Annotated in this window: 16 protein-coding genes; 9 read left to right on the top strand and 7 right to left on the bottom strand. The window is 61.3% G+C overall.

Annotation, left to right across the window (positions count from 1 at the left end):
* Positions 1-31: 31 nt before the first annotated feature.
* The 4 genes from LC083_RS12300 to LC083_RS12285 all read right to left on the bottom strand — a co-directional run bounded on the left by LC083_RS12300 (position 32) and on the right by LC083_RS12285 (position 3,562).
* Positions 32-1,075, bottom strand: a complete 1,044-nt coding sequence (locus LC083_RS12300) for a TerC family protein (protein ID WP_226700804.1) — start codon at positions 1,073-1,075, stop codon at positions 32-34.
* The gene (nhaA, locus tag LC083_RS12295; protein ID WP_226700628.1) at positions 1,075-2,265 is read right to left on the bottom strand and encodes a Na+/H+ antiporter NhaA; all 1,191 of its coding nucleotides are present in this window, start codon (positions 2,263-2,265) and stop codon (positions 1,075-1,077) included. The genes LC083_RS12300 and nhaA overlap by 1 nt, the downstream gene beginning before the upstream one ends.
* A 97-nt stretch (positions 2,266-2,362) precedes the next feature.
* Complete coding sequence (locus LC083_RS12290) at positions 2,363-2,536, bottom strand: DUF465 domain-containing protein (RefSeq protein ID WP_226700627.1); 174 nt, start codon at positions 2,534-2,536, stop codon at positions 2,363-2,365.
* 222 nt (positions 2,537-2,758) lie between these two features.
* The gene (locus LC083_RS12285) at positions 2,759-3,562 is read right to left on the bottom strand and encodes an outer membrane protein assembly factor BamD (protein WP_226700626.1); all 804 of its coding nucleotides are present in this window, start codon (positions 3,560-3,562) and stop codon (positions 2,759-2,761) included.
* Positions 3,563-3,846: 284 nt separating this feature from the next.
* On the opposite strand from LC083_RS12285, the gene LC083_RS12280 reads away from it, so the two are divergent.
* Together LC083_RS12280 and LC083_RS12275 are read left to right on the top strand one after the other, a co-directional pair.
* Positions 3,847-4,080 carry a hypothetical protein gene (locus LC083_RS12280; RefSeq protein WP_226700625.1) on the top strand — a complete coding sequence of 78 codons (234 nt, stop codon included), beginning with the start codon at positions 3,847-3,849 and terminating at the stop codon, positions 4,078-4,080.
* A 160-nt stretch (positions 4,081-4,240) separates the two neighbouring features.
* The gene (locus LC083_RS12275; protein WP_160606896.1) at positions 4,241-4,420 is read left to right on the top strand and encodes a Flp family type IVb pilin; all 180 of its coding nucleotides are present in this window, start codon (positions 4,241-4,243) and stop codon (positions 4,418-4,420) included.
* Positions 4,421-4,423: 3 nt separating this feature from the next.
* On the opposite strand, the gene proB is transcribed toward LC083_RS12275, so the two are convergent.
* Positions 4,424-5,572 carry a glutamate 5-kinase gene (gene proB, locus LC083_RS12270; protein ID WP_226700624.1) on the bottom strand — a complete coding sequence of 383 codons (1,149 nt, stop codon included), beginning with the start codon at positions 5,570-5,572 and terminating at the stop codon, positions 4,424-4,426.
* Positions 5,573-5,801: 229 nt separating this feature from the next.
* Here proB and LC083_RS12265 point away from each other — a divergent pair, with 229 nt between their 5' ends.
* The 7 genes from LC083_RS12265 (at position 5,802) to LC083_RS14095 (ending at position 14,889) form a co-directional block, all read left to right on the top strand.
* Positions 5,802-6,569 (top strand): pyrroline-5-carboxylate reductase family protein, encoded by a 768-nt coding sequence (locus tag LC083_RS12265; RefSeq protein ID WP_226700623.1) that lies wholly within the window; start codon positions 5,802-5,804, stop codon positions 6,567-6,569.
* A 46-nt stretch (positions 6,570-6,615) separates the two neighbouring features.
* Positions 6,616-7,881 carry a glutamate-5-semialdehyde dehydrogenase gene (locus LC083_RS12260; protein ID WP_226700622.1) on the top strand — a complete coding sequence of 422 codons (1,266 nt, stop codon included), beginning with the start codon at positions 6,616-6,618 and terminating at the stop codon, positions 7,879-7,881.
* Between the two features lie 214 nt (positions 7,882-8,095).
* Complete coding sequence (locus LC083_RS12255) at positions 8,096-8,650, top strand: hypothetical protein (protein WP_226700621.1); 555 nt, start codon at positions 8,096-8,098, stop codon at positions 8,648-8,650.
* Positions 8,650-11,190 (top strand): HWE histidine kinase domain-containing protein, encoded by a 2,541-nt coding sequence (locus LC083_RS12250; protein WP_226700620.1) that lies wholly within the window; start codon positions 8,650-8,652, stop codon positions 11,188-11,190. Before LC083_RS12255 ends, LC083_RS12250 begins: the two co-directional genes overlap by 1 nt.
* Positions 11,191-11,226: 36 nt before the next feature.
* Entirely contained in the window at positions 11,227-12,051 is an 825-nt protein-coding gene (locus LC083_RS12245; protein WP_226700619.1) for a hypothetical protein, read from the top strand.
* Between the two features lie 67 nt (positions 12,052-12,118).
* On the top strand, positions 12,119-14,233 hold the full coding sequence (locus LC083_RS12240; protein WP_226700618.1) for a DEAD/DEAH box helicase: 2,115 nt from the start codon (positions 12,119-12,121) through the stop codon (positions 14,231-14,233).
* Positions 14,230-14,889, top strand: a complete 660-nt coding sequence (locus LC083_RS14095; RefSeq protein ID WP_413469461.1) for a DUF2290 domain-containing protein — start codon at positions 14,230-14,232, stop codon at positions 14,887-14,889. The genes LC083_RS12240 and LC083_RS14095 overlap by 4 nt, the downstream gene beginning before the upstream one ends.
* Before the next feature lie 41 nt (positions 14,890-14,930).
* Here LC083_RS14095 and lepA read toward each other — a convergent pair whose 3' ends face one another.
* Positions 14,931-16,748: a translation elongation factor 4 gene (gene lepA, locus LC083_RS12230; protein WP_226700617.1), complete on the bottom strand. Its 1,818-nt coding sequence runs from the start codon at positions 16,746-16,748 to the stop codon at positions 14,931-14,933.
* A gap of 63 nt (positions 16,749-16,811) precedes the next feature.
* Entirely contained in the window at positions 16,812-18,998 is a 2,187-nt protein-coding gene (locus LC083_RS12225) for an EAL domain-containing protein (RefSeq protein ID WP_226700616.1), read from the bottom strand.
* Positions 18,999-19,049 lie beyond the last annotated feature (51 nt).

Below are 19,049 nucleotides of genomic sequence, written 5' to 3'. Positions count from 1 at the left end.
AAGCTGTTCCTAGCCCACCCGGCGGCCTGCGTCATCCACCCTTTGTTCCGTTAGCAACAGCTTCCGCAGGGGTGCTGCTTTCGGGGCCTGCGGGCCAGTTCGGTTCCTCCGCGCCGCGGGTCTTCCACAGCGAATAGAGGACGCCCGCCGCGATCAGGCCGAAGGTCACGCCAAGGCTGATCCAGGCCGGCAGCTTGCCGCCGTCGAGCAAGAAGTCGGTCACGAAGATCTTGCTGCCGATGAACACCAGCACCGCTGCCAGGGCATACTTGAGGTAGTGGAAGCGGTGAACCATCGCGGCGAGCGCGAAATAGAGCGCGCGCAGGCCGAGGATGGCGAAAATGTTCGAGGTGTAAACGATGAAGGTGTCGGTCGTGATCGCGAAGATCGCCGGCACGCTGTCGAGCGCGAAGACGAGGTCGGCAAGGTTGATCACCACCAGCGCCAGGAACAGCGGCGTGGCCGCCGTCACCAGCTTGCCGGTCTTGCTGTCGGGGACCTTCACGAAGAAGTGCTGGTCGTGCAGTTCCTTGGTCACCCGCATATGCTTGCTGATCCAGCGGATCACCGGGTTCTTGCCGACGTCCATCGGCTCGTCACCGGCGAAGAACATCTTGATGCCGGTCACGATCAGGAAGGCGGCGAACAGGTAGAGCACCCAGTAGGCTTCCGCCAGCAGGGCCGCCCCGCCCGCGATCATCAGGCCGCGCAGGACGATGACCGCCATGATGCCCCACAGCAGCGCGCGATACTGATATTTCGCAGGGATCGCGAAGTAGGTGAAGATGAGGCTGATCACGAAGACGTTGTCGATCGACAGCGCCTTTTCGATGAAGAAGCCGGTGTAATATTCCATACCCGCCGATGCACCGCGTTCGACCCAGACCCAGGCGCCGAACAGCAGCGCCACGCCGATGTAGAAGACGGACAGTTTCAGGCTTTCGCCGATGCCGAGTTCCTTGTCCTCCTTGTGCAGGATGCCGAGGTCGAAGGCGGTCAGCGCAATGACGATCGTGATGAAGGCGGCCCAGAACCATACCGGGGTTCCGAGCCAGTCTGTAAACAGGAATTCCATCATTCAGTGCTTTCCGAATGCGCGTCCTTCGGGAGCGCGCGGCTGAGAAGAAGGTAACCGGCGATCGCGGCAATGGTCGATCCCGACAGGACACCGATCTTGACGGCGTCGATCAGGAGCGGATCCGCAAAGGCGAGATTGCCGATGAACAGGCTCATGGTGAAACCGATGGCGGCCAACAGGCTCATGCCGTGGACCTGCCGCCAGCTGACGTCTTCCGGCAGGCTGGCAATGCGCAGCTTTACGGCAGCATAGGCAAAGCCGAAAATGCCGATCTGCTTGCCCAGCAACAGGCCGAGCGCGATGCCGAGCGGCAGCGGCTCGAGCAGCGCCGACGGCGACAGGCCGAACAGCGTCACCCCGGCATTGGCAAAGCCGAAGATCGGGATCACGAGGAAGGCGACCCAGGGATGGAGCGCATGCTCCATCGTTTCCAGCGGGCCGTGATCGCTCTTGGGATCAAGCGGCACCGTCATCGCGGCGGCCACGCCTGCCAGCGTCGCATGGACGCCCGACTTCAGGACGAAGGCCCACATCAGGATCGCCAGCAGGATATAGGGGATGGTGGACTGGACCCGCGCCCTTCCCACGGCCAGCATGACCACGAAGACGATGGCTGCCGCGCCGAGCATGCCGGTATCGAGTTCACCCGAATAGAACAGCGCGATGATGGCGATGGCGCCGATGTCGTCGATGACGGCAATTGCCAGCAGCAGAGCCTTGAGTGCGACCGGCACGCGCGGTCCGAGCAGCGAAAGGATACCCAGCGCAAAAGCGATGTCAGTGGCAGCGGGGATCGCCCAGCCGTTGATCGTCTCGGGCGATCCGGCATTCAGCGACAGGAAGATAAGGGCTGGAATGGCCATGCCGCCGATCGCGGCGACCAGCGGCAGGGAGGCCTTGTCCCAGCTTGAAAGCTGGCCTTCGAATATCTCGCGCTTAACCTCCAGGCCGACGAGGAAGAAGAACACGGCCATCAGGCCGTCGTTGATCCAGAGCAGCAGGGGCTTGTCGATGACGAAGCTGCCTATGCCGACCACCACGCCGGTATCGAGCAGGTCCTGGTAGGCCCCCAGCAGGGGCGAATTGGCGACCGCAAGCGCCAGCAGCGCTGCGAAAATCAATACGATGCCGCCCGCCGATTCCTTTTGCAGGAAGTCGCGCAGCAAGGGTGCAATGGCCTGGACCATGGTCGTCTCCGACGATCTGAGGGTGAAAAGGAAAATGGGCAGCCGCCGCGCGCCGCTTATGGGGGGAGAAGCGCGCGACGGCCCCCGTTCGCTGCCGTCAGGCAGGCTTGGCGCGCTTGGCCAAACGGTGGAGCGCATCCTTGGCGCGCAGCTTCATTTTCTTGAGGCGGGAGACCTCCAGCCAGTCGGGCACGCGCTTGCGCATTTCGCTGCGCAGGCGCTCGTCAATCCGCTGGTGGATCTGGGTCAGTCTGAAAGTACGGGCCGTCATCATAGTCTCCGAAATCGAGGCTTATGTCGATCGGACAGCCGATGGGCCGGTAGGCTGGGAGGGGAGGGGAAAGGGCCTGCCAGCACGCATCGGTTGTCCGATGCGGTCCGACATCACGTTCGCACAAGAGGCGCACGCCAGAGGGGCCCGGTCCGCATTGACTAAATGCGACCAAAGCGATCCGGTTTCAAGGTCCGGAAAAAATTTTCGCGATATTCGGCCTTAGCTGGCGGTGACGCCGGCTGCGTGGTCCTGCACCAGCTCGTACGCCTTGTCGTACCATTCGCTGCCCGGGTAGTTGGCACCGAGGACGGCGGCATATTTCACCGCTTCCTGCGGAATGCCGAGTGCGAGGCTGGTTTCCGTGAGGCGGTAGAGCGCTTCGGGCGCATGGCTGGTGGTCTGGTAGTTCTCGACCACGTTCTGGAAGCGGATCTGGGCGGCAATCCACTTGCCCGACCGTTCGTAGAAGCGGCCGATCTCCATTTCCTTGCCTGCCAGGTGATCGCGCACGAGGTCGATCTTGAGGCGGGCGTCGGCAGCATATTCGGTCTGCGGGAAACGGCGGTCGAGTTCGCGCAGCGCGGTGAGCGCCTGCTCGGTAACCTTCTGGTCGCGCTGCACGTCGCTGATCTGCTCGTAATAGCTGAGCGCGATCAGGTAGTAGGCATAAGGCGCGTCCTTGTTGCCGGGGTGGATCGACAGGAAGCGCTGCGCCGAGGCGACCGACTTGTTGTAATCGCGCGCGACGTAATAGCTGAATGCGCTCATCAACTGTGCGCGGCGGGCCCAGGGCGAATAGGGGTGCTGGCGCTCCACCTCGTCGAACAGCGCGGCGGCAAGCTGCGGCTGGTTGCGATCGAGCCGGCCCTTGGCTTCGGCATAGAGCGTTTCGACATCGCGGGCGACGTATGCAGTATCCTTCGGCCCATCCCCGCCGCGGCTGGCGCAGCCGGCAGTTACGAGCGTGGCACCGATAAGGGCACCGAGGGCGAGCTTGCGAGCGATACGCGAATGGGTCGTCATGGTGGCGAGCCTATAACCAGACCCCCGCTGAACGCCAAGTGAAGTTGTCACGGCTTCCACCATCATCGCGCCCTTCCCCTCCCGATGCTGGATTTTTCGGGTGAAAGGCGTATTTTCCCTGCGCCGCGGCGAGAGAGAGAGTCGCGGCAATCCAAAAAACGACAGGTCGCTTCAGTACTTTCTTCGAGAGAGGTGAAGCCATGTACAAGACCATCACACGCGCAGCCGCTGTTTCCATTGGGCTTTTTGCCCTTGGGACGGGGACGGCTGCATCTGCAGGGGAAGTGAAAGGCAACGGGCAGCCGCTGGACATCAATGGCCGGTCCGAATGCGTCTATTCGGGTCTCAACGACCTCGACGGCGATCCGCGCGATCCCGGTTACCGGACGCAGAATTACGGCCAGCTGGTCGGGCCTGCGGGCTGGATCGATCCTTCGCAGATCGATCCGCGCACGCAGTTCCCGATTCCCGGGTTCGCCTGCAACCCCAATCGCGGAAACGACCTGAAAGACGACTAGGCCGACGATACGCTGCAACCTGCGGGCGGCGGGCAAGGTCCCCGCCGCCCGTTGGCGCGCGCATCGTTAATCCGCGTCAATCGCAATCGGGAAGGCGCGATTAACCGCTCCCGGCTCATATTTGCCGGGAGTGGGCCGGCCTTTCAGGGAGTCGCTTGCGATGCAGTTCTTCAAACGCCTGGGTCAGGATCGCAGCGGTGCGACGGCCATCGAATACGGCCTGATCGCCGCGCTTATCGCGGTCGCTTCCATCACGGCGCTCCAGTCGCTGGGCGGCGAGGTCTCGACGACCTTCAACACCGCCGACAGCGCCATGGCGAGCGCGAACGCGGCTGTCTGAGGCCTAGCCTTCGCTGAGCGCTGCGGGCGCGTCCCACAGCAGGTGGCGCGTATCGAGCGCGACGAGGTTGTTGTCGCGGATGATCTCGCCCTTGGTGCGATAGCCGAGCAGTTGTTCGGCATCGGTATCGGGGTTGTTGATCATCACGCGTAGTTCTTCCGAGGTGAAATCGGACAGGCCGCGCGCGCGCTCTATGCCCTTGCTGTCGTAGACATGCAGCACGTCGCCGCGAGTAAAATCGCCGTCGGCGGATACCACGTCCGCCCGGCGGATCGGGCGGCCGCCCTGCGCCACTTCATCGGCTACCTTCTCCGACACTACGAGGCTGCCTGCCATCTGCAAGCGGTTGGCGATCCAGCTGTCCCAGCCGGAAAGGGGTTCGGGATTGGGCATGACCCTCGTGGCCCTGCCCTCGCCTGACAGCACACGTGACAGCGGCCGGTCGACCTCGCCCTGCGCGATCCACGTAGTGACGCCCGCTTCCTGCGCCATGTTCGCCGCCTGCAGCTTCGTTGCCATCCCGCCCGTGCCGAGCGTGCTCTTGCCCTTGGTCGCATCCATGTATTGCGACACGTCCTCGACCTCTTCCACGAAGCGCGCGTCCGGATCGTCCGGATTGCGGTCATACAGCCCGTCGACGCCGGTGAGGATGATGAAGTCGCTCGCCCCGACCATCTGGGCGACCTTGGCCGCGAGCCGGTCGTTGTCGCCGACGCGGATTTCCTCGGTCGTGATCGTGTCGTTCTCGTTCACGATCGGCATGACGCCCGCTTCGAGCAGGCGATGAACGGTATTGCGCGTATTGAGGAAGCGACGGTGATCCTCGAAATCGCCGAGCGTCAGCAGCACCTGCGCGATGTCAAAACCGAATTCGTGCCCGACCTGCTTGTAGGCGTTGAGCAGCAGCGGCATTCCGCAGGCAGCTGCCGCCTGCTTGTCGGACACGCCCGCGCTTTGCGGCGTTTCACCGATAATGCGCAGCCCCAACGCGACCGATCCGGAGGAACACACAAGCACATTCCAGCCCTCGGCCCTGAGCGCAGCGATATCTTCCATCAAGCGCTGAAGGAAACCGTAACGGGGGGTAAGCAAATCCTGATTTGCCAGCAGCGCGGATCCGATTTTAACGACGAGTGTCTTGCGTGAAGCCATAATAGAAAAATGATTCAACCTTGAAATAATCGGAAAGTGATATAGATACTCATGGTGCAGCGCACAATGGCAAATCCGATGAATTTCGAATGCACTGAATAGATGTGTCTACAACGCGAAATCAATCCGTTACTACGCCAAGTGCTCAAAGTAATTTGAAGTATCATCCATTTGGAAAAATCGCGTACCGACGCGAGAACAGGAAACAACCATTATCAATACGGTACTCATGGTCGGATGCGGAAAGATGGGATCCGCTCTATTGGGTCAATGGGCCAAGGGTCCGGAGTCGATCACCGTGGTCGATCCCGGCCAGAAAAGCGTGCCCGGCGGCGCGCGGCTCGCGTCCGATCGTACCGAAATCGAAGGCGAAAGCTTCGATTGCATGGTGATCGCGGTGAAGCCGCAGATGATCGACGACATCATGCCCGCCTATGCCGCAAACCTCGCGCCGGGCGGCTATGTCCTGTCCATTGCGGCGGGTTATTCCGCCGGCCGCCTCTCGCAGGCGATGAACGGCGCGCCGGTCGTGCGCGTCATGCCGAACCTCCCCGCAGCCATCGGGCAAGGCGTCAGCGGCATTTACCCCGCCGAGGGTGCTACCGCGGCGCATACCGCCCATGTGCAGGACTTCATGGCCCGCGCGGGGACGACCGTAACCGTCGCCAGCGAGGACGAACTCGACCGCGTAACGGCAGTTGCAGGTTCGGGCCCCGGCTACGTCTTCGAAATCGCCCGCGCATATGCGCTGGCCGCGATGGAACAGGGCTTCACCGAACAGCAGGCGCGCGAAATGGTGCTGGGCACAATCGGCGGCGCAATCGCCATGGCGAGCGAGCCGGGCGCGCTGTCGCTGGAGGAGTTGCGCAACTCCGTCACCAGCAAGGGCGGCACTACCGCCGCCGGCCTCGCCGCACTCAACGGCGACGATGGCCTAACCGATCGTCTGCGTGCTACATTGCAGGCGGCTTATGACAGGGCGGTAGAGCTGCGCTGACCAGCGGCAGCACCCGCCCCGCACACGAACAGACAAGAGAATCCACATGACCGACCAGGCACTCGACCCCCAGATCCATATTCACGAGCTAGGCCAGCGCGCCCGCAAGGCTGCGCGCCGCCTTGTTTCCGCCAGCACCGACGCCAAGAACGCAGCGTTGCGCGAAGCAGCCAGGGCCCTCCGCAGCGCGAGTGCCGAATTGATCGAGGCGAACGATCGCGATGTCGCAAGCGTCGCGGGCAAGAAGCCCGACAGCTTCATCGACCGCTTGCGCCTTGACGATGAGCGGATCGAAGGCATGGCAAATGCGCTGGAGGAAATTGCCGAACTGCCCGATCCCGTGGGCCGCTCGCTCGCGACGTTCGAGAGGCCCAACGGCCTCAAGATCGAACGCGTCGCCGTACCTATCGGGGTCATCGGCATGATCTACGAAAGCCGCCCGAATGTCGGCGCGGACGCTTCGGCTCTGTGCCTCAAGAGCGGCAACGCCGTCATCCTGCGCGGGGGTAGCGAAAGCCGCCATTCCACGCGCGTCATCGTCGACTGCATGCAGGCCGGCCTCGAGGCTGCCGGACTTCCGCGCGATGCGGTACAGACCGTACAGACGACCGACCGTGCAGCGGTGGCAGCACTGCTCAAGGCCGACAAGTTCGTCGACCTCGTCATCCCGCGCGGCGGGCGCGGCCTCGTCGAACTAGTGCGCGACCAGGCAAGCGTGCCCACGCTTCTCCACCTCGACGGCAATTGCCACAGCTACATCCATGAAGCCGCCGACGTCGCGAAGGCAGTGGACGTCATCCGCAACGCAAAGCTGCGTCGCACAGGCGTTTGCGGGGCGACCGAAAGCATCGTGATCGACCGCAGCCTTGCGGGCCAAGCAGTCCCCGCCCTCGCCGACGCGATGGCAGCCGATTGCGAACTGCGCGGCGACGCGGAAGCGGTCGCTATCGACGGGCGCATCGCCCCTGCCAGCGAAGAAGACTGGGACACCGAATACCTCGGCCCCATCGCCTCGGTGAAAATCGTGGACGGGCTGGACGAAGCGATCGCGTGGGTCGAAGACCACTCGAGCCATCATACCGACGCGATCCTGACCGATGACGACGAGGCCGCTCGCCGCTTCCTGCTCGGCGTGGACAGCGCTGTCGTCATGCACAATGCCTCCACCCAGTTCTCCGACGGCGGCGAGTTCGGCATGGGCGCGGAAATCGGCATCGCCACCGGCAAGATGCATGCGCGCGGGCCGGTCGGCCTCGAACAGCTGTGCAGCTTCAAATACCTCGTACACGGCAGCGGACAGACGCGGCCCTGACTGAGGTTTCGGAATATTCTGCAAGAGACCCGAGCCGTGCCCCAAGTCTTTCTTGCGCCTCGCGGAAACCAGTTTCCGGTTTGGTAGTTGATGGTCTTAAGCTATTGCAATGCGGTAATAATGCAGCGTTGTACCGGCGCGACAAAATGGGGGGTGTCCGGACGGAATTAGTCGTGCCGGACAAGACGGAGGGATCGGGTCCGATCCATATGCAGTGACAACGGGACGCCAATATCTGAACCGGGAAACCCGCGGCGAACATACCGCCGTGGAAGCGGCTTTCGACGTCTTCGACATGGCCACCGGAGAAGGCATGGACGCGATCCTGACCGCGCATATCGGTGCGATGGATCGTTTGATTCCAGCTCTTTCGGATCATCCCGCATACAGGGACGAGATCCTGCGCTTGCGCTCGCTGGCTAGCCGATCGCGCGATGCGCTCGACCTGCCGGAAAGGGCGAAAACCCCGCGGCAGGCAGAGGCACTCCACCCCCTTGCGATCGCCTATGTCGTGCTGGGTTCGCGGCTGGGTGCACGGGTCATTTCGCGCCGCCTCGACAAGCAGGCCGTCCGCTGGAACGATGACGTGCGCGGTTACTTCACCGACGAAGGCTCGGGACCGGTCTGGTCGCTGCTGTGCGAAGAACTGGAAACCGGGCATTGGGATGCTGAATTGACCGACATCGCGGACGATGCGCAGCGGGTCTTCGCGCTTTACGGCGAAGAGGCGCGCGCATTGTCGCCTGCCCCCTCCATGGCGAACGCGTGATGGAGGTCGATCTCACAAATTGCGAGCGCGAGCCGATCCACCAGCTCGGCCATGTCCAGAGCTTCGGCTGCCTGATTGCCCTGTCGCCCGACTGGCTGGTCCTGCATGCTTCGGCCAATGCCAAAGAGCATCTCGGCATCGCCGCGCAGGACATGATCGGCAATCCGCTGCGCAGCTATTTTTCCGACGCGGCGCTCCACGAAATCAGGACCGAAATCCAGACGCTCTCCTCGCCCGATGCGGTCGGCAGGTGTTACGATCTGCAGGTGCGCGACGGGGACGAGCGGCATTTCCATGTCGCCGTGCACCGCTCTGGGCAGTCGATCATCGTCGAACTCGAACCCGTGCTGGAACCCGGTAGGCGCAAGGACGCACTGCCGCAGGTTCGCGGCATGGTGGAACGGCTGAAAACCAGCCGCGACGTCACCGAACTCTGCAAGAATGCCGCCCGCTTCATGAAGGCGCTCTGCGGCTTCGACCGGGTGATGGTCTACCGCTTCGCCCCCGACGATTCCGGCGAGGTGATCGCCGAGGCGCTCGCCCAAGGCATGGAGCCGTTTCTCGGTCTGCGATATCCCGCCTCCGACATACCGAAACAGGCCCGCGCCCTGTACAAGCGGTCGCCCATTCGCATCATCAGCGATGTAGGTGACAGGGTCTCCCCGATCCTGCCAGAAACGGGCACCTCCGGTGAGCCGGTGGACCTGTCGCTGAGCACGCTGCGGGCCGTATCGCCGATCCACCTCGAATACCTGCGCAACATGGGCGTTGCAGCCTCCATGTCGGTCAGCATCATGGACGGCGACCGCCTGTGGGGCCTGTTCGCCTGCCATCACAACACCCCGCGCAAGCTCGATTATGCGGCGCGTTCGGCCTGCGACCTGTTCGGCCAGATGTTCGGTTTCCTGCTGACGCAGGTGACCTCCCGCAGCGCGCTTGAGGAAGCCGAACGAGCGCGGGATTCGCACAATGCGCTGATGCGCAAGCTGGCCGAGGGCGGGTCCATCGTCGATGATTTCGACGTCATCGTGGACGAACTGCGCCGGCTGATCGAATTCGATGGCGCGATCGGCTGGGTCGACGGGGAATTCTGCCAGTTCGGCGTCACCCCGACGCGCGAAGAAACCATGGCGCTGGTGCGCTTCCTCAACACGACGCAGACCAGCAGTGTTTACGCGACCGACTGCCTGCAGCGCGCCTATCCGCCCGCCGCCGATTTCGTCGAGCGGGCAGCCGGGCTGATGGCACTGCCCGTCTCGCGCAGTCCGCGCGACTACGTCATCCTGTTCCGCCGGGAAGTCGCCCGCACGGTCACTTGGGCGGGCAATCCCGAAAAGCCGGTCGAAGTCGGCCCCAACGGCGTGCGCCTGACCCCCCGCAAGAGTTTCGAGGCGTGGACCGACACGGTCTCGGGCCACAGCGCCGAATGGACCGCAGCCGAACGGCAGGTGGCGGAGGCGATCCGCATCACCCTGCTCGAAGTCGTGCTGCGCCTGTCGGATGCCGCCAATGCCGACCGCAAGCGGGCGCAGGAGAAGCAGGAACTGCTCGTCGCGGAGCTGAACCACCGCGTGCGCAACATCCTCAACCTCATCCGCGGGCTGGTCGACCAAGGCAAGTCGGACTCCTCGACCGTATCGGAATTCACCCAGGTCGTCGGCGACCGCATCCATGCCCTCGCCCGCGCGCACGACCTCATCACCAGCGCGACATGGGAAGCGGCCTCGCTGTGCGGCATGATCGAGACAGAGGTTGCCGCCTATCTCGGCGACAAGCAGCACCGCGTCCACCTGCCGGATACCGATGCGATCATACATCCCGACGCGCTTTCGACGCTGGCGCTGGTGTTCCACGAGCTCACCACCAACTCCGCCAAATACGGGGCGCTCAGCGATTCCAGCGGCTCGATCGAGATCGGGCTGGAGAAGCAGCCGGACGGCGGCGCGATCATCACCTGGAAGGAACGCGGCGGGCCGGTGGTGAGGCCGCCCATGCGCCGCGGCTTCGGCTCGACCGTGATCGAACGCTCGATCCCCTTCGAACTGGGCGGCAAGGCCGACATCTCCTTCCCGCTGAAGGGTGTGGAGGCGGAATTCTACATTCCCGACCGCCATGTGAAGGGCTTCGAAAGCCGTGTGGCCCAGCCCGCCCCTGCCCCCTCGAGCACGGCCGCAAAGCCCTCCGCCAGTTTCGGCGGGACGGCGCTGCTGGTGGAAGACAACCTCATCATCGCCATGGATAGCGAACATTTCCTGTTGGAGCTGGGCGCGCAGAAGGTGCTCACCGCCTCCACCGTCCGGCAGGCGCTGGAATTCGTGACGGAAGCATCGCCCGATTACGCGGTGCTCGACGTCAATTTGGGCACGGAAACCAGCATCGAGGTCGCGCAGGAACTCGCCGCGCGCGGCATCCCCTTCGCATTTGCCACCGGCTATGGCGAGGCATCGGGCCTGCTCGAACAATTCGCCGACGCCCCCGTCCTGACCAAGCCGTATGACAAGCGCGCTCTCGAAGGCGTGCTCGCCCGCATTCTCGGCTAGTTTCCTACACTGCGCTTTTCTGCTCCATCCTCGCGGATGAGCACACCCAAACTCCTCCCCGCCTTCGCCCCCGTCCCTCGCCTCAAAGACCGCAGCAACGGGTGGAAACCCGAAGTCCAGCGCGCCTTTATCGAGGCGCTGGCCGATACCGGCTCCGTCACCGCGGCCTGCCGCGCGGTGGGGCGCAGCACGCATGGCGCCTACCACTTGCGCCGCCAGCCGGGGGCAGAGGAATTCGCCGCCGCCTGGGAAGCCGCGCTCGATTTCGGCATGCGCCGGATCGAGGATGTCGCCATGGACCGCGCCTTAAACGGGGTGGAGGTGCCCGTGTACTCCTACGGCAAGCTCGTCGGCACGCGCATTTCGCATAACGACCGCCTGCTCATGTTCATGCTGAGGAACCGCTCGCCCGATCGCTTTGCCGATGGCCGCAGCGCGCTGCGCCAGGGCGGCGGGAACGCAGTCGACAAGATGGAGCTGACCCGCCTGCGCAAGCAATGGCGCAAGGAATGGGAGGCCGAACGCGCCGCCGAGCAGCTGAAGCAGGAGGCGGTGACGATAGAATCGATCAACGCCAAGATCGACGCGATCCGCGCGCGGGAGGAAGCCATCGAAAGCCCCCGCGTGCGCGCCGCGCGCGAGGCGCTGGAAGCCGCAATCGCCGCCGATCGCGCCGAAGGCTACAACCCCCGCCGCGATCCCGAGCACGAAATGTACAACCCCAACCACGCCCGCCGGACGCGTGAGGACGGCGAGGTCCAGCTACCCGAGTGGTGGGACGACGAGGTCGCGGAAATGGAAGCCGAGGAAGAGGAAAACCGCCTGCGCTTGCGGACGCTCAAGGATGAGGGGTGGGATTAGAAACGCAACCTACAAACATGCGAAGGTAGTTGTCTTACTTCTACCATCGTGCGAGATGCATTCGCCTATGGATACCGTATGGGGAAGCACCACAAAGCCTGTCTCAGCGAGGCAACTTGCTGATACCTTGGCGACACTTGGCGATGAGGACGGAACCCTCTACATCGGGTACCCGATCATCGGGACCCCGGAAGGGGCGTTCCCTTTCGACGCGTTGCTTCTCAGCCCGACGCGTGGGGCGATCGCCTTCGATCTTGTCGAAGGAAAAGAGCTCGGAGCATATCAAGAACGACAAGACGATTTGTTCGCCAAGCTCAAGTCAAAGCTTCTGCAATATCCGAATTTGATGAAACGCCGCGAGCTTGCAGCGAAAATCGAGGTCATTACATTCGCTCCAAGCGCTGCGGTTGAGCCGTTAGATGATGAATACCTCGTAGTAGGCAGCGCAGATCTTCCGAAAGAGATCCTAAAGCTCGAATGGGACGACCAAGAACGATTTCCCGCCTTGGCCGCGGCGATACAGTCGCTGACCACAGTAAGAAAAACTAAGCGCAAGCGTAGTATCGAGAATGATAATTCACGGGGCGCAAAACTACATCGCTTAAATGAGTCTATTGCGAACCTAGACGAGAATCAGAACGCCGCGGTTGTCGAAACGGTTGAAGGTGTGCAGCGTATTCGCGGCCTAGCGGGATCTGGCAAGACAATCGTACTCGCACTCAAAGTTGCTTATCTTCACGCCCAAAATCCCGACTGGCACATCGCGATAACTTTTAATACTCGGTCTCTAAAAGGACAATTTGAACGCCTCATTACGTCATTTGTTTTCGAACAGACAAGCGAAGAACCGGACTGGAGCAAAATTCGAATTCTGCATTCGTGGGGTTCTCCTAGATCGGAAGGGATATATTTTAATTTCGTAAAATCAAATGAGTTAGCTTATCGCGATTTCCGCTCCGCACAGGGGGCATTTGGCGAAGGGAAAGAATTTGCTGGCGCCTGCGAAGAAGCAGTGTTGTCAGCAAGAAAAATCGAACCGGTCTATGATGCGATTCTTGTCGATGAGGCTCAAGATCTTCCATCCTCCTTCATACGGCTTTGTTACTCTATTCTTCGTGCCCCGCATCGTTTAGTTTACGCTTATGACGAACTTCAATCACTAACCAACGCTTCTCTTCCGGGACCCGAAGAATTGTTCGGAAGTGATGCGAATGGGAACCCAATCGTAGAGTTCACACCCACTGCTTCGGGGCAGCCCCGCCAAGATATCATTCTTGAGAAGTGTTATCGCAATTCGAGGCCTGTGCTAGCGACTGCGCACGCACTAGGATTCGGTATCTATCGCGAACCCGGTGGCCTGATCCAGATTTTTGAACAGAATCAGTTGTGGCAAGATGTCGGTTATAGAGTCCGCGAAGGTTCGTTGGCAGACGGAGAATATGTCTCACTTCATCGAACTGACGAAACGAGCCCTCTTTTTCTCGAAAATCATTCGCCTGTTTCCGACCTGATCCAATTTAAAGCCTTTGATTCTAGGAAAGACCAAGATGACTGGCTTGTCGAAAATATCCTAAGAAACCTTCGGGAAGACGAACTCTTGCCTGAGGATATTGTAGTCATAAACCCAGACCCGTTTAGGACTCGAAAGGTTGTTGGTGAGGCTCGGGCACGCCTTATGAGTGAAGGTGTTAATTCCTCACTGGCAGGCGTTTCCACCTCTCCTGATGTCTTTTTCGAACGGGATGTCGTAACCTTCACCGGAATCTTTCGGGCCAAAGGCAACGAGGCCGGAATGGTCTACATTGTAAACGCAGACGACTGCTTCGATGCGACACTTCCTGGCACCCGTGCGATCATCCGCAACAGATTGTTCACTGCTATTACGCGATCAAAAGCGTGGGTACGCGTTCTTGGCGTTGGAAGTGAAATGCGTGGGCTTTGCGAGGAGTTCGAGCGAGTGAAGGAACATCAATTCCGCCTCGACTTTGTGTATCCCGATGAGGAAACCAAAAAGGCGCTGAAAATAGTCAACCGTGATCTAACGCGATCAGAAAGACAGCGTGTGGACGCAAAGGTAAGTGACCTGCAAGGAGTAATAGAGGCGCTTGAGGGAGGAGATGTGAAAGTTGAAGACCTCCCTGAAGATCTGCGCGAACGCTTGAAGGCAATGTTTGCAAAGTGAAAATCGGGCAAATCGTCAACCAAATTAACGACATAATTTCTACCCTCGTGAAAGAGGGCCTATCCGATCATCAAACGTTTCCTTCGCAAAAAACGTCCGGTGAGCAAACTCTCATAACTATTGGGGACTCACCAGATCTGTCAGTGAGTCTGCGTGATTTACCCTACCACGAAGTTTATCACGCTCTGCGGTCATCGGTCTCGTATCACATTCGAATGCTCGACGGGGGGTTGATCCAGTTTCTCTACACTTTCGAAAAAGGCTCGCTTGCCAAACATAGACTGGCCCTCTTTCCATCGCCAATTCTCGAAATCTTCGACTCGGATCCAGAACTATACATGAAGGATGAGCTCTTCGCTGATATAGTCGGGAAACACTCGGTCAAATTTCCGGTGCGGTTCGATTTTTCGGCGGACCCGAAGGACCACAAAGATCCGGATCACCCTAGATCTCACCTGACACTTGGACAGTACAAGGGCTGCAGAATTCCAGTTCAGGCCCCCCTGACCCCTTATCGGTTCATTCAATTCGTATTGCGGAATTTTTATAACTCGGTTTATTTCTCATGCGATTTTGACAAACGAGCTATTGATTATAAATTTTCCGATTCAATCACTGAAGGCGAGAGAAATTTGTCTTTCATTTCCTTCACATAGAATCATTTTTGCATCAAATTTTTTTATTCCAATCAGCCGCTTCACTCCTCCCCCATCCGCAGCGCGGCAATAAACGCCTCCTGCGGGATGCTCACGTTCCCGTACTCGCGCATCCGGGCCTTGCCCTTCTTCTGCTTCTCCAGCAGCTTCTTCTTGCGCGTGATGTCGCCGCCGTAGCACTTGGCGGTGACGTCCTTGCGAAGGGCGGCGATGGTTTCGCGGGCGATGATCTTGCCGCCGATCGCGGCCTGGATCGGGATCTTGAACAAATGGCGCGGGATGAGATCCTTCAGCCGTTCGCACATGCCGCGGCCGCGTTCTTCCGCCACAGCGCGGTGGACGATCAGCGATAGCGCGTCGACCGGCTCGTTGTTGACGAGGATGTTCATCTTCACGAGGTCGCCTTCGCGCAGGCCGATCTGTTCGTAATCGAAGCTGGCATAGCCGCGGCTGATCGACTTCAGGCGGTCGTAGAAATCGAACACTACCTCGTTCAGCGGCAGCTCGTAGGTCACCTGCGCGCGGCCGCCGACATAGGTGAGGTCGGTCTGGATGCCGCGGCGGTCCTGGCACAGCTTCAGGATCGCGCCGAGATAATCGTCGGGCGTGTAGATCGTCGCCTTGATCCACGGTTCCTCCACCATGTCGATCCGGTTCACGTCCGGCCAGTCGGCGGGGTTGTGGATGTCGATGACCTTGGCATCCTCGGTCTTGGTATGGGCGAGGTGCACGCGGTACACCACGGACGGGGCCGTGGTGATAAGGTCGAGGTCGTATTCGCGGCTCAGGCGTTCCTGGATGATCTCCAAGTGCAGCAGGCCGAGGAAGCCGGCGCGAAATCCGAAGCCGAGCGCGGCGCTGCTTTCCATCTCGTAGCTGAAGCTGGCGTCGTTGAGGCGCAGCTTGCCGATGCTTTCGCGCAGCTTCTCGAACTCGGCCGCGTCGACCGGGAAGAGGCCGCAGAAGACCACCGGCTGCACTTCCTTGTAGCCGGGCAGCGCCTTGTCCGCCCCGCCCTTCACCGTGGTGATGGTGTCGCCGACGCGGGCCTGTTCGACTTCCTTGATCTGGGCGGTGATGAAGCCGATCTCGCCCGGCCCGAGTTCGGGCAGGTCGGTGCGCTTGGGGGTGAAGCAGCCGACGCGGTCGATGAGGTGCTGCGTGCCGCCCTGCATGAACTTGATGCTGAGGCCCTTCTTGATCACCCCGTCCATCACGCGCACGAGGATGACCACGCCGAGGTAGGGGTCGTACCATGAATCGACCAGCATGGCCTTCAGCGGTGCATCGCGGTCGCCCTGCGGCGGCGGGATGCGGGCGACGAGGGCTTCCAGCGTATCCTCGATGCCGATGCCGGACTTGGCGCTGGTGAGGACGGCGTCCGATGCGTCGAGGCCGATGATGTCCTCGATCTCGGCGCGGACCTTGTCGGGTTCGGCGGCGGGCAGGTCGATCTTGTTGATGACGGGGACGATCTCGTGGTCGTGCTCGATCGACTGGTAGACGTTGGCGAGGGTCTGGGCTTCCACGCCCTGCGCGGCGTCGACCACCAGCAGCGCGCCTTCGCAGGCTGCCAGGGAGCGCGAGACCTCGTAGGCGAAGTCGACGTGGCCGGGCGTGTCCATGAGGTTGAGCTCATAGGTCTCGCCATCCTTGGCGGTGTAGTTGAGGCGCACGGTCTGCGCCTTGATGGTGATGCCGCGCTCCTTCTCGATGTCCATGTTATCAAGGACTTGCTCGGACATCTCGCGGTCGGTCAGCCCGCCCGTGAACTGGATCAGCCGGTCGGCGAGCGTCGACTTGCCGTGATCGATATGAGCGATGATCGAGAAATTGCGGATCTTGGAAAGGTCAGTCATTGCCCCGCGCCTTTAGCGGCGCAAAACTGCGCTGTCAGCCGGAATTAGAGCGCTGCAACGCGCTCAGTTCTGGTTCTGGCTGGGCGCGTTGGGCGAGAGTTTGAACTTGGCGAAACCGGCATTGGCCGGCGCTTGTTCTGCCATGGCGTGCTTGCCGGCCGGGAGGGCCTGCAAGGGCGCACCGGCAACAGCGAGTTCGTAGGGGCTGACACGGTGCCGGGTGCAAAGACCGCCCGCCCCGTCGTCGACCAGTTCCTGCTCGAATTCGAGACCCTGCGTATCCCCCATCGTCCGGCGCACGGTACACACAGCCAGCTGGCCACCACCGAAATCGAGCACGAACATCGTACCCACCGGCACGTCTTCGAGCCCTTCGATCATGGCCCCCGTGCGCGACAGGTTGCGCAGCGTCACGTCGTAGTAATGGTCTTCGTGGATCAGGCCGATGCGGCGGAAAACGGTGCGGCGATTGGCGCGCTGGCTTCCCTGGTCGGTAGGCTTGAGCACCCACTCGCCGCTCGTGATTTCCTGCATCACGGCGTCGTGACCGATGGCGTCGGAGAAGACGTAGCCCTGCACCTGATTTACGCCGAGGTGGTGCAGCTCTTCCATCAACGGCAACGCATGCACGCCCGACGCGGCCGTTTCCATGCCCATTGCATTGGCGAGAGCCACCACCGCGCGCACTAGGTCCATGTCGCCGAGATCGTTTCCGAGCACCGGTTCGAAGAACTTCGCGCCGATCTTGAGCGTATTGAACGGGGCGCGGCGCAGATAGGCAAGCGAGGACATGCCCGTGCCGAACTGGTCCAGCGTCAGCCGCACGCCCAGCTTGAACAGCTGACCGAGGGCAGCGTCGACCTTGGAGGCATCGCCGAGCAGGACCGACTCGTTGAGTTCGAGTTCGAGACGCGACGGATCGAGGCCCGTTTCGTCCAGTATCTTGCCGACCAGCTCGACAAATCCGTTGGCTTCGAACTGGACCGGCGAGATGTTGAGCGAGAGGCGCAGGCTACCCGGCCACTTCACCGCGTCCTCGCAGGCCCTGCGCAAAGCCCATTCGCCGATCGGAACGATCAGGCGGCTGCCTTCGGCAATGGGAAGGAAAGTTTCGGGCGAGACGCGGCCGCGGTCCTCGTCTTCCCAGGAATATTTCGCTTCGAGGCCGATGACCTTGTTCGAGCCCAGTTCGACCACCGGCTGGTATTCGATGGTGAAGTTGCCATTCTCGATCGCGCTGGCGAGGTCTTCTTCCATCCGCTTGCGCAGATTTGCTTCGTGCTCGAGGTCCGCCGCATAGAAGCGGAACTGGCCGCGTCCGCCGTTCTTCGAGGCATAAAGCGCTAGGTCTGCCGCACGGGTCAGTTCCTCGCGCTTGACGCCGTCATAGGGTGCGATCGCCACCCCGACAGAGCAACCGATGGTGCAACGACCTTCTTCGACCGAATAAGGCTGCGAGAGCATCTGGATGATCTTCTTGGCGATTTCGCCCAGCTCGCCGCGGTCATCCATGTCGGGGATGAGGACTTGGAATTCGTCGCCACCGAGACGTCCGATCTCGCCGCGGCTGCCGACAGCGCTGCGAAGGCGGTCCGCCACCTGCTGGAGCAACTGGTCGCCGGCGGCATGGCCGAGAGTATCGTTGACCTGCTTGAACCGGTCGAGGTCGAGCATCATGAGCGCAGCGGTTCGCTTGGCGGCGCAGAAGGCATGCAGCGTGGAATCGATGCGCTGCTCCATCCGGTGCCGGTTTGCGAGGCCGGTCAGCGAATCGAACTTGGCGAGGCGGTTGGCCTCCTCTTCGGCGCGGAATTCTTCAGTGACGTCGACGACACTGCCGCGGAAACCGGAAAATTCCGTCTGCTCGTCGTAAAATGGGCGGCCAGAAAGGCTGAGCACCGCATCATTGCCCGGCGCCTGGGCCTGCGTCGACAAATTTGCGAAGGATTTGCGGGTATTGAGCTTCAGGCCGAGCGAACGGCCATCCGTCTCTCCTTCGATCGGGATGAGGACTTGCTGGAGCGGGGTTCCGATCAGGTCATCCTGCGTCGATCCGAGGCGTGCGGCAATGGCAGGAGAAATGTAGGCGACGTTGCCCTGGCGGTCGGTGGCCCAGAAACCCAGCACGCCGCTCGCTTCGATTTCGTCGACGATCCGCGCCTTGTCGGAGACCGCAAATGTGCACTGGCCAACCACATCGCCCGCGTCCTTGCGCGAGGAAAACAGGTTGGAAAAGGGCATGGCCCCCATGGCGGGTCGACCTCGAAAACGTTGAACTCTCTTTACGAGGTCTAGGCTGGA

This window comes from Qipengyuania gaetbuli, from assembly GCF_020524765.1.
GTDB classification, from domain to species: domain Bacteria; phylum Pseudomonadota; class Alphaproteobacteria; order Sphingomonadales; family Sphingomonadaceae; genus Qipengyuania; species Qipengyuania gaetbuli_A.
Note: the sequence above shows the minus strand (reverse complement) of the source record. Positions and strands in the feature narration are given on the sequence as shown.

Bases quoted from the DNA above. Each gene is read 5' to 3' on its own strand.
- LC083_RS12290 (WP_226700627.1), bottom strand. From the start codon at position 2,536: ATGACGGCCCGTACTTTCAGACTGACCCAGATCCACCAGCGGATTGAC.
- LC083_RS12240 (WP_226700618.1), top strand. From the start codon at position 12,119: ATGGATACCGTATGGGGAAGCACCACAAAGCCTGTCTCAGCGAGGCAA.
- LC083_RS12285 (WP_226700626.1), bottom strand. From the start codon at position 3,562: ATGACGACCCATTCGCGTATCGCTCGCAAGCTCGCCCTCGGTGCCCTT.
- nhaA (WP_226700628.1), bottom strand. From the start codon at position 2,265: ATGGTCCAGGCCATTGCACCCTTGCTGCGCGACTTCCTGCAAAAGGAA.
- LC083_RS12245 (WP_226700619.1), top strand. From the start codon at position 11,227: ATGAGCACACCCAAACTCCTCCCCGCCTTCGCCCCCGTCCCTCGCCTC.
- LC083_RS12265 (WP_226700623.1), top strand. From the start codon at position 5,802: ATGGTCGGATGCGGAAAGATGGGATCCGCTCTATTGGGTCAATGGGCC.
- proB (WP_226700624.1), bottom strand. From the start codon at position 5,572: ATGGCTTCACGCAAGACACTCGTCGTTAAAATCGGATCCGCGCTGCTG.
- lepA (WP_226700617.1), bottom strand. From the start codon at position 16,748: ATGACTGACCTTTCCAAGATCCGCAATTTCTCGATCATCGCTCATATC.
- LC083_RS12250 (WP_226700620.1), top strand. From the start codon at position 8,650: ATGGAGGTCGATCTCACAAATTGCGAGCGCGAGCCGATCCACCAGCTC.
- LC083_RS12300 (WP_226700804.1), bottom strand. From the start codon at position 1,075: ATGGAATTCCTGTTTACAGACTGGCTCGGAACCCCGGTATGGTTCTGG.
- LC083_RS12260 (WP_226700622.1), top strand. From the start codon at position 6,616: ATGACCGACCAGGCACTCGACCCCCAGATCCATATTCACGAGCTAGGC.
- LC083_RS12275 (WP_160606896.1), top strand. From the start codon at position 4,241: ATGCAGTTCTTCAAACGCCTGGGTCAGGATCGCAGCGGTGCGACGGCC.
- LC083_RS12225 (WP_226700616.1), bottom strand. From the start codon at position 18,998: ATGGGGGCCATGCCCTTTTCCAACCTGTTTTCCTCGCGCAAGGACGCG.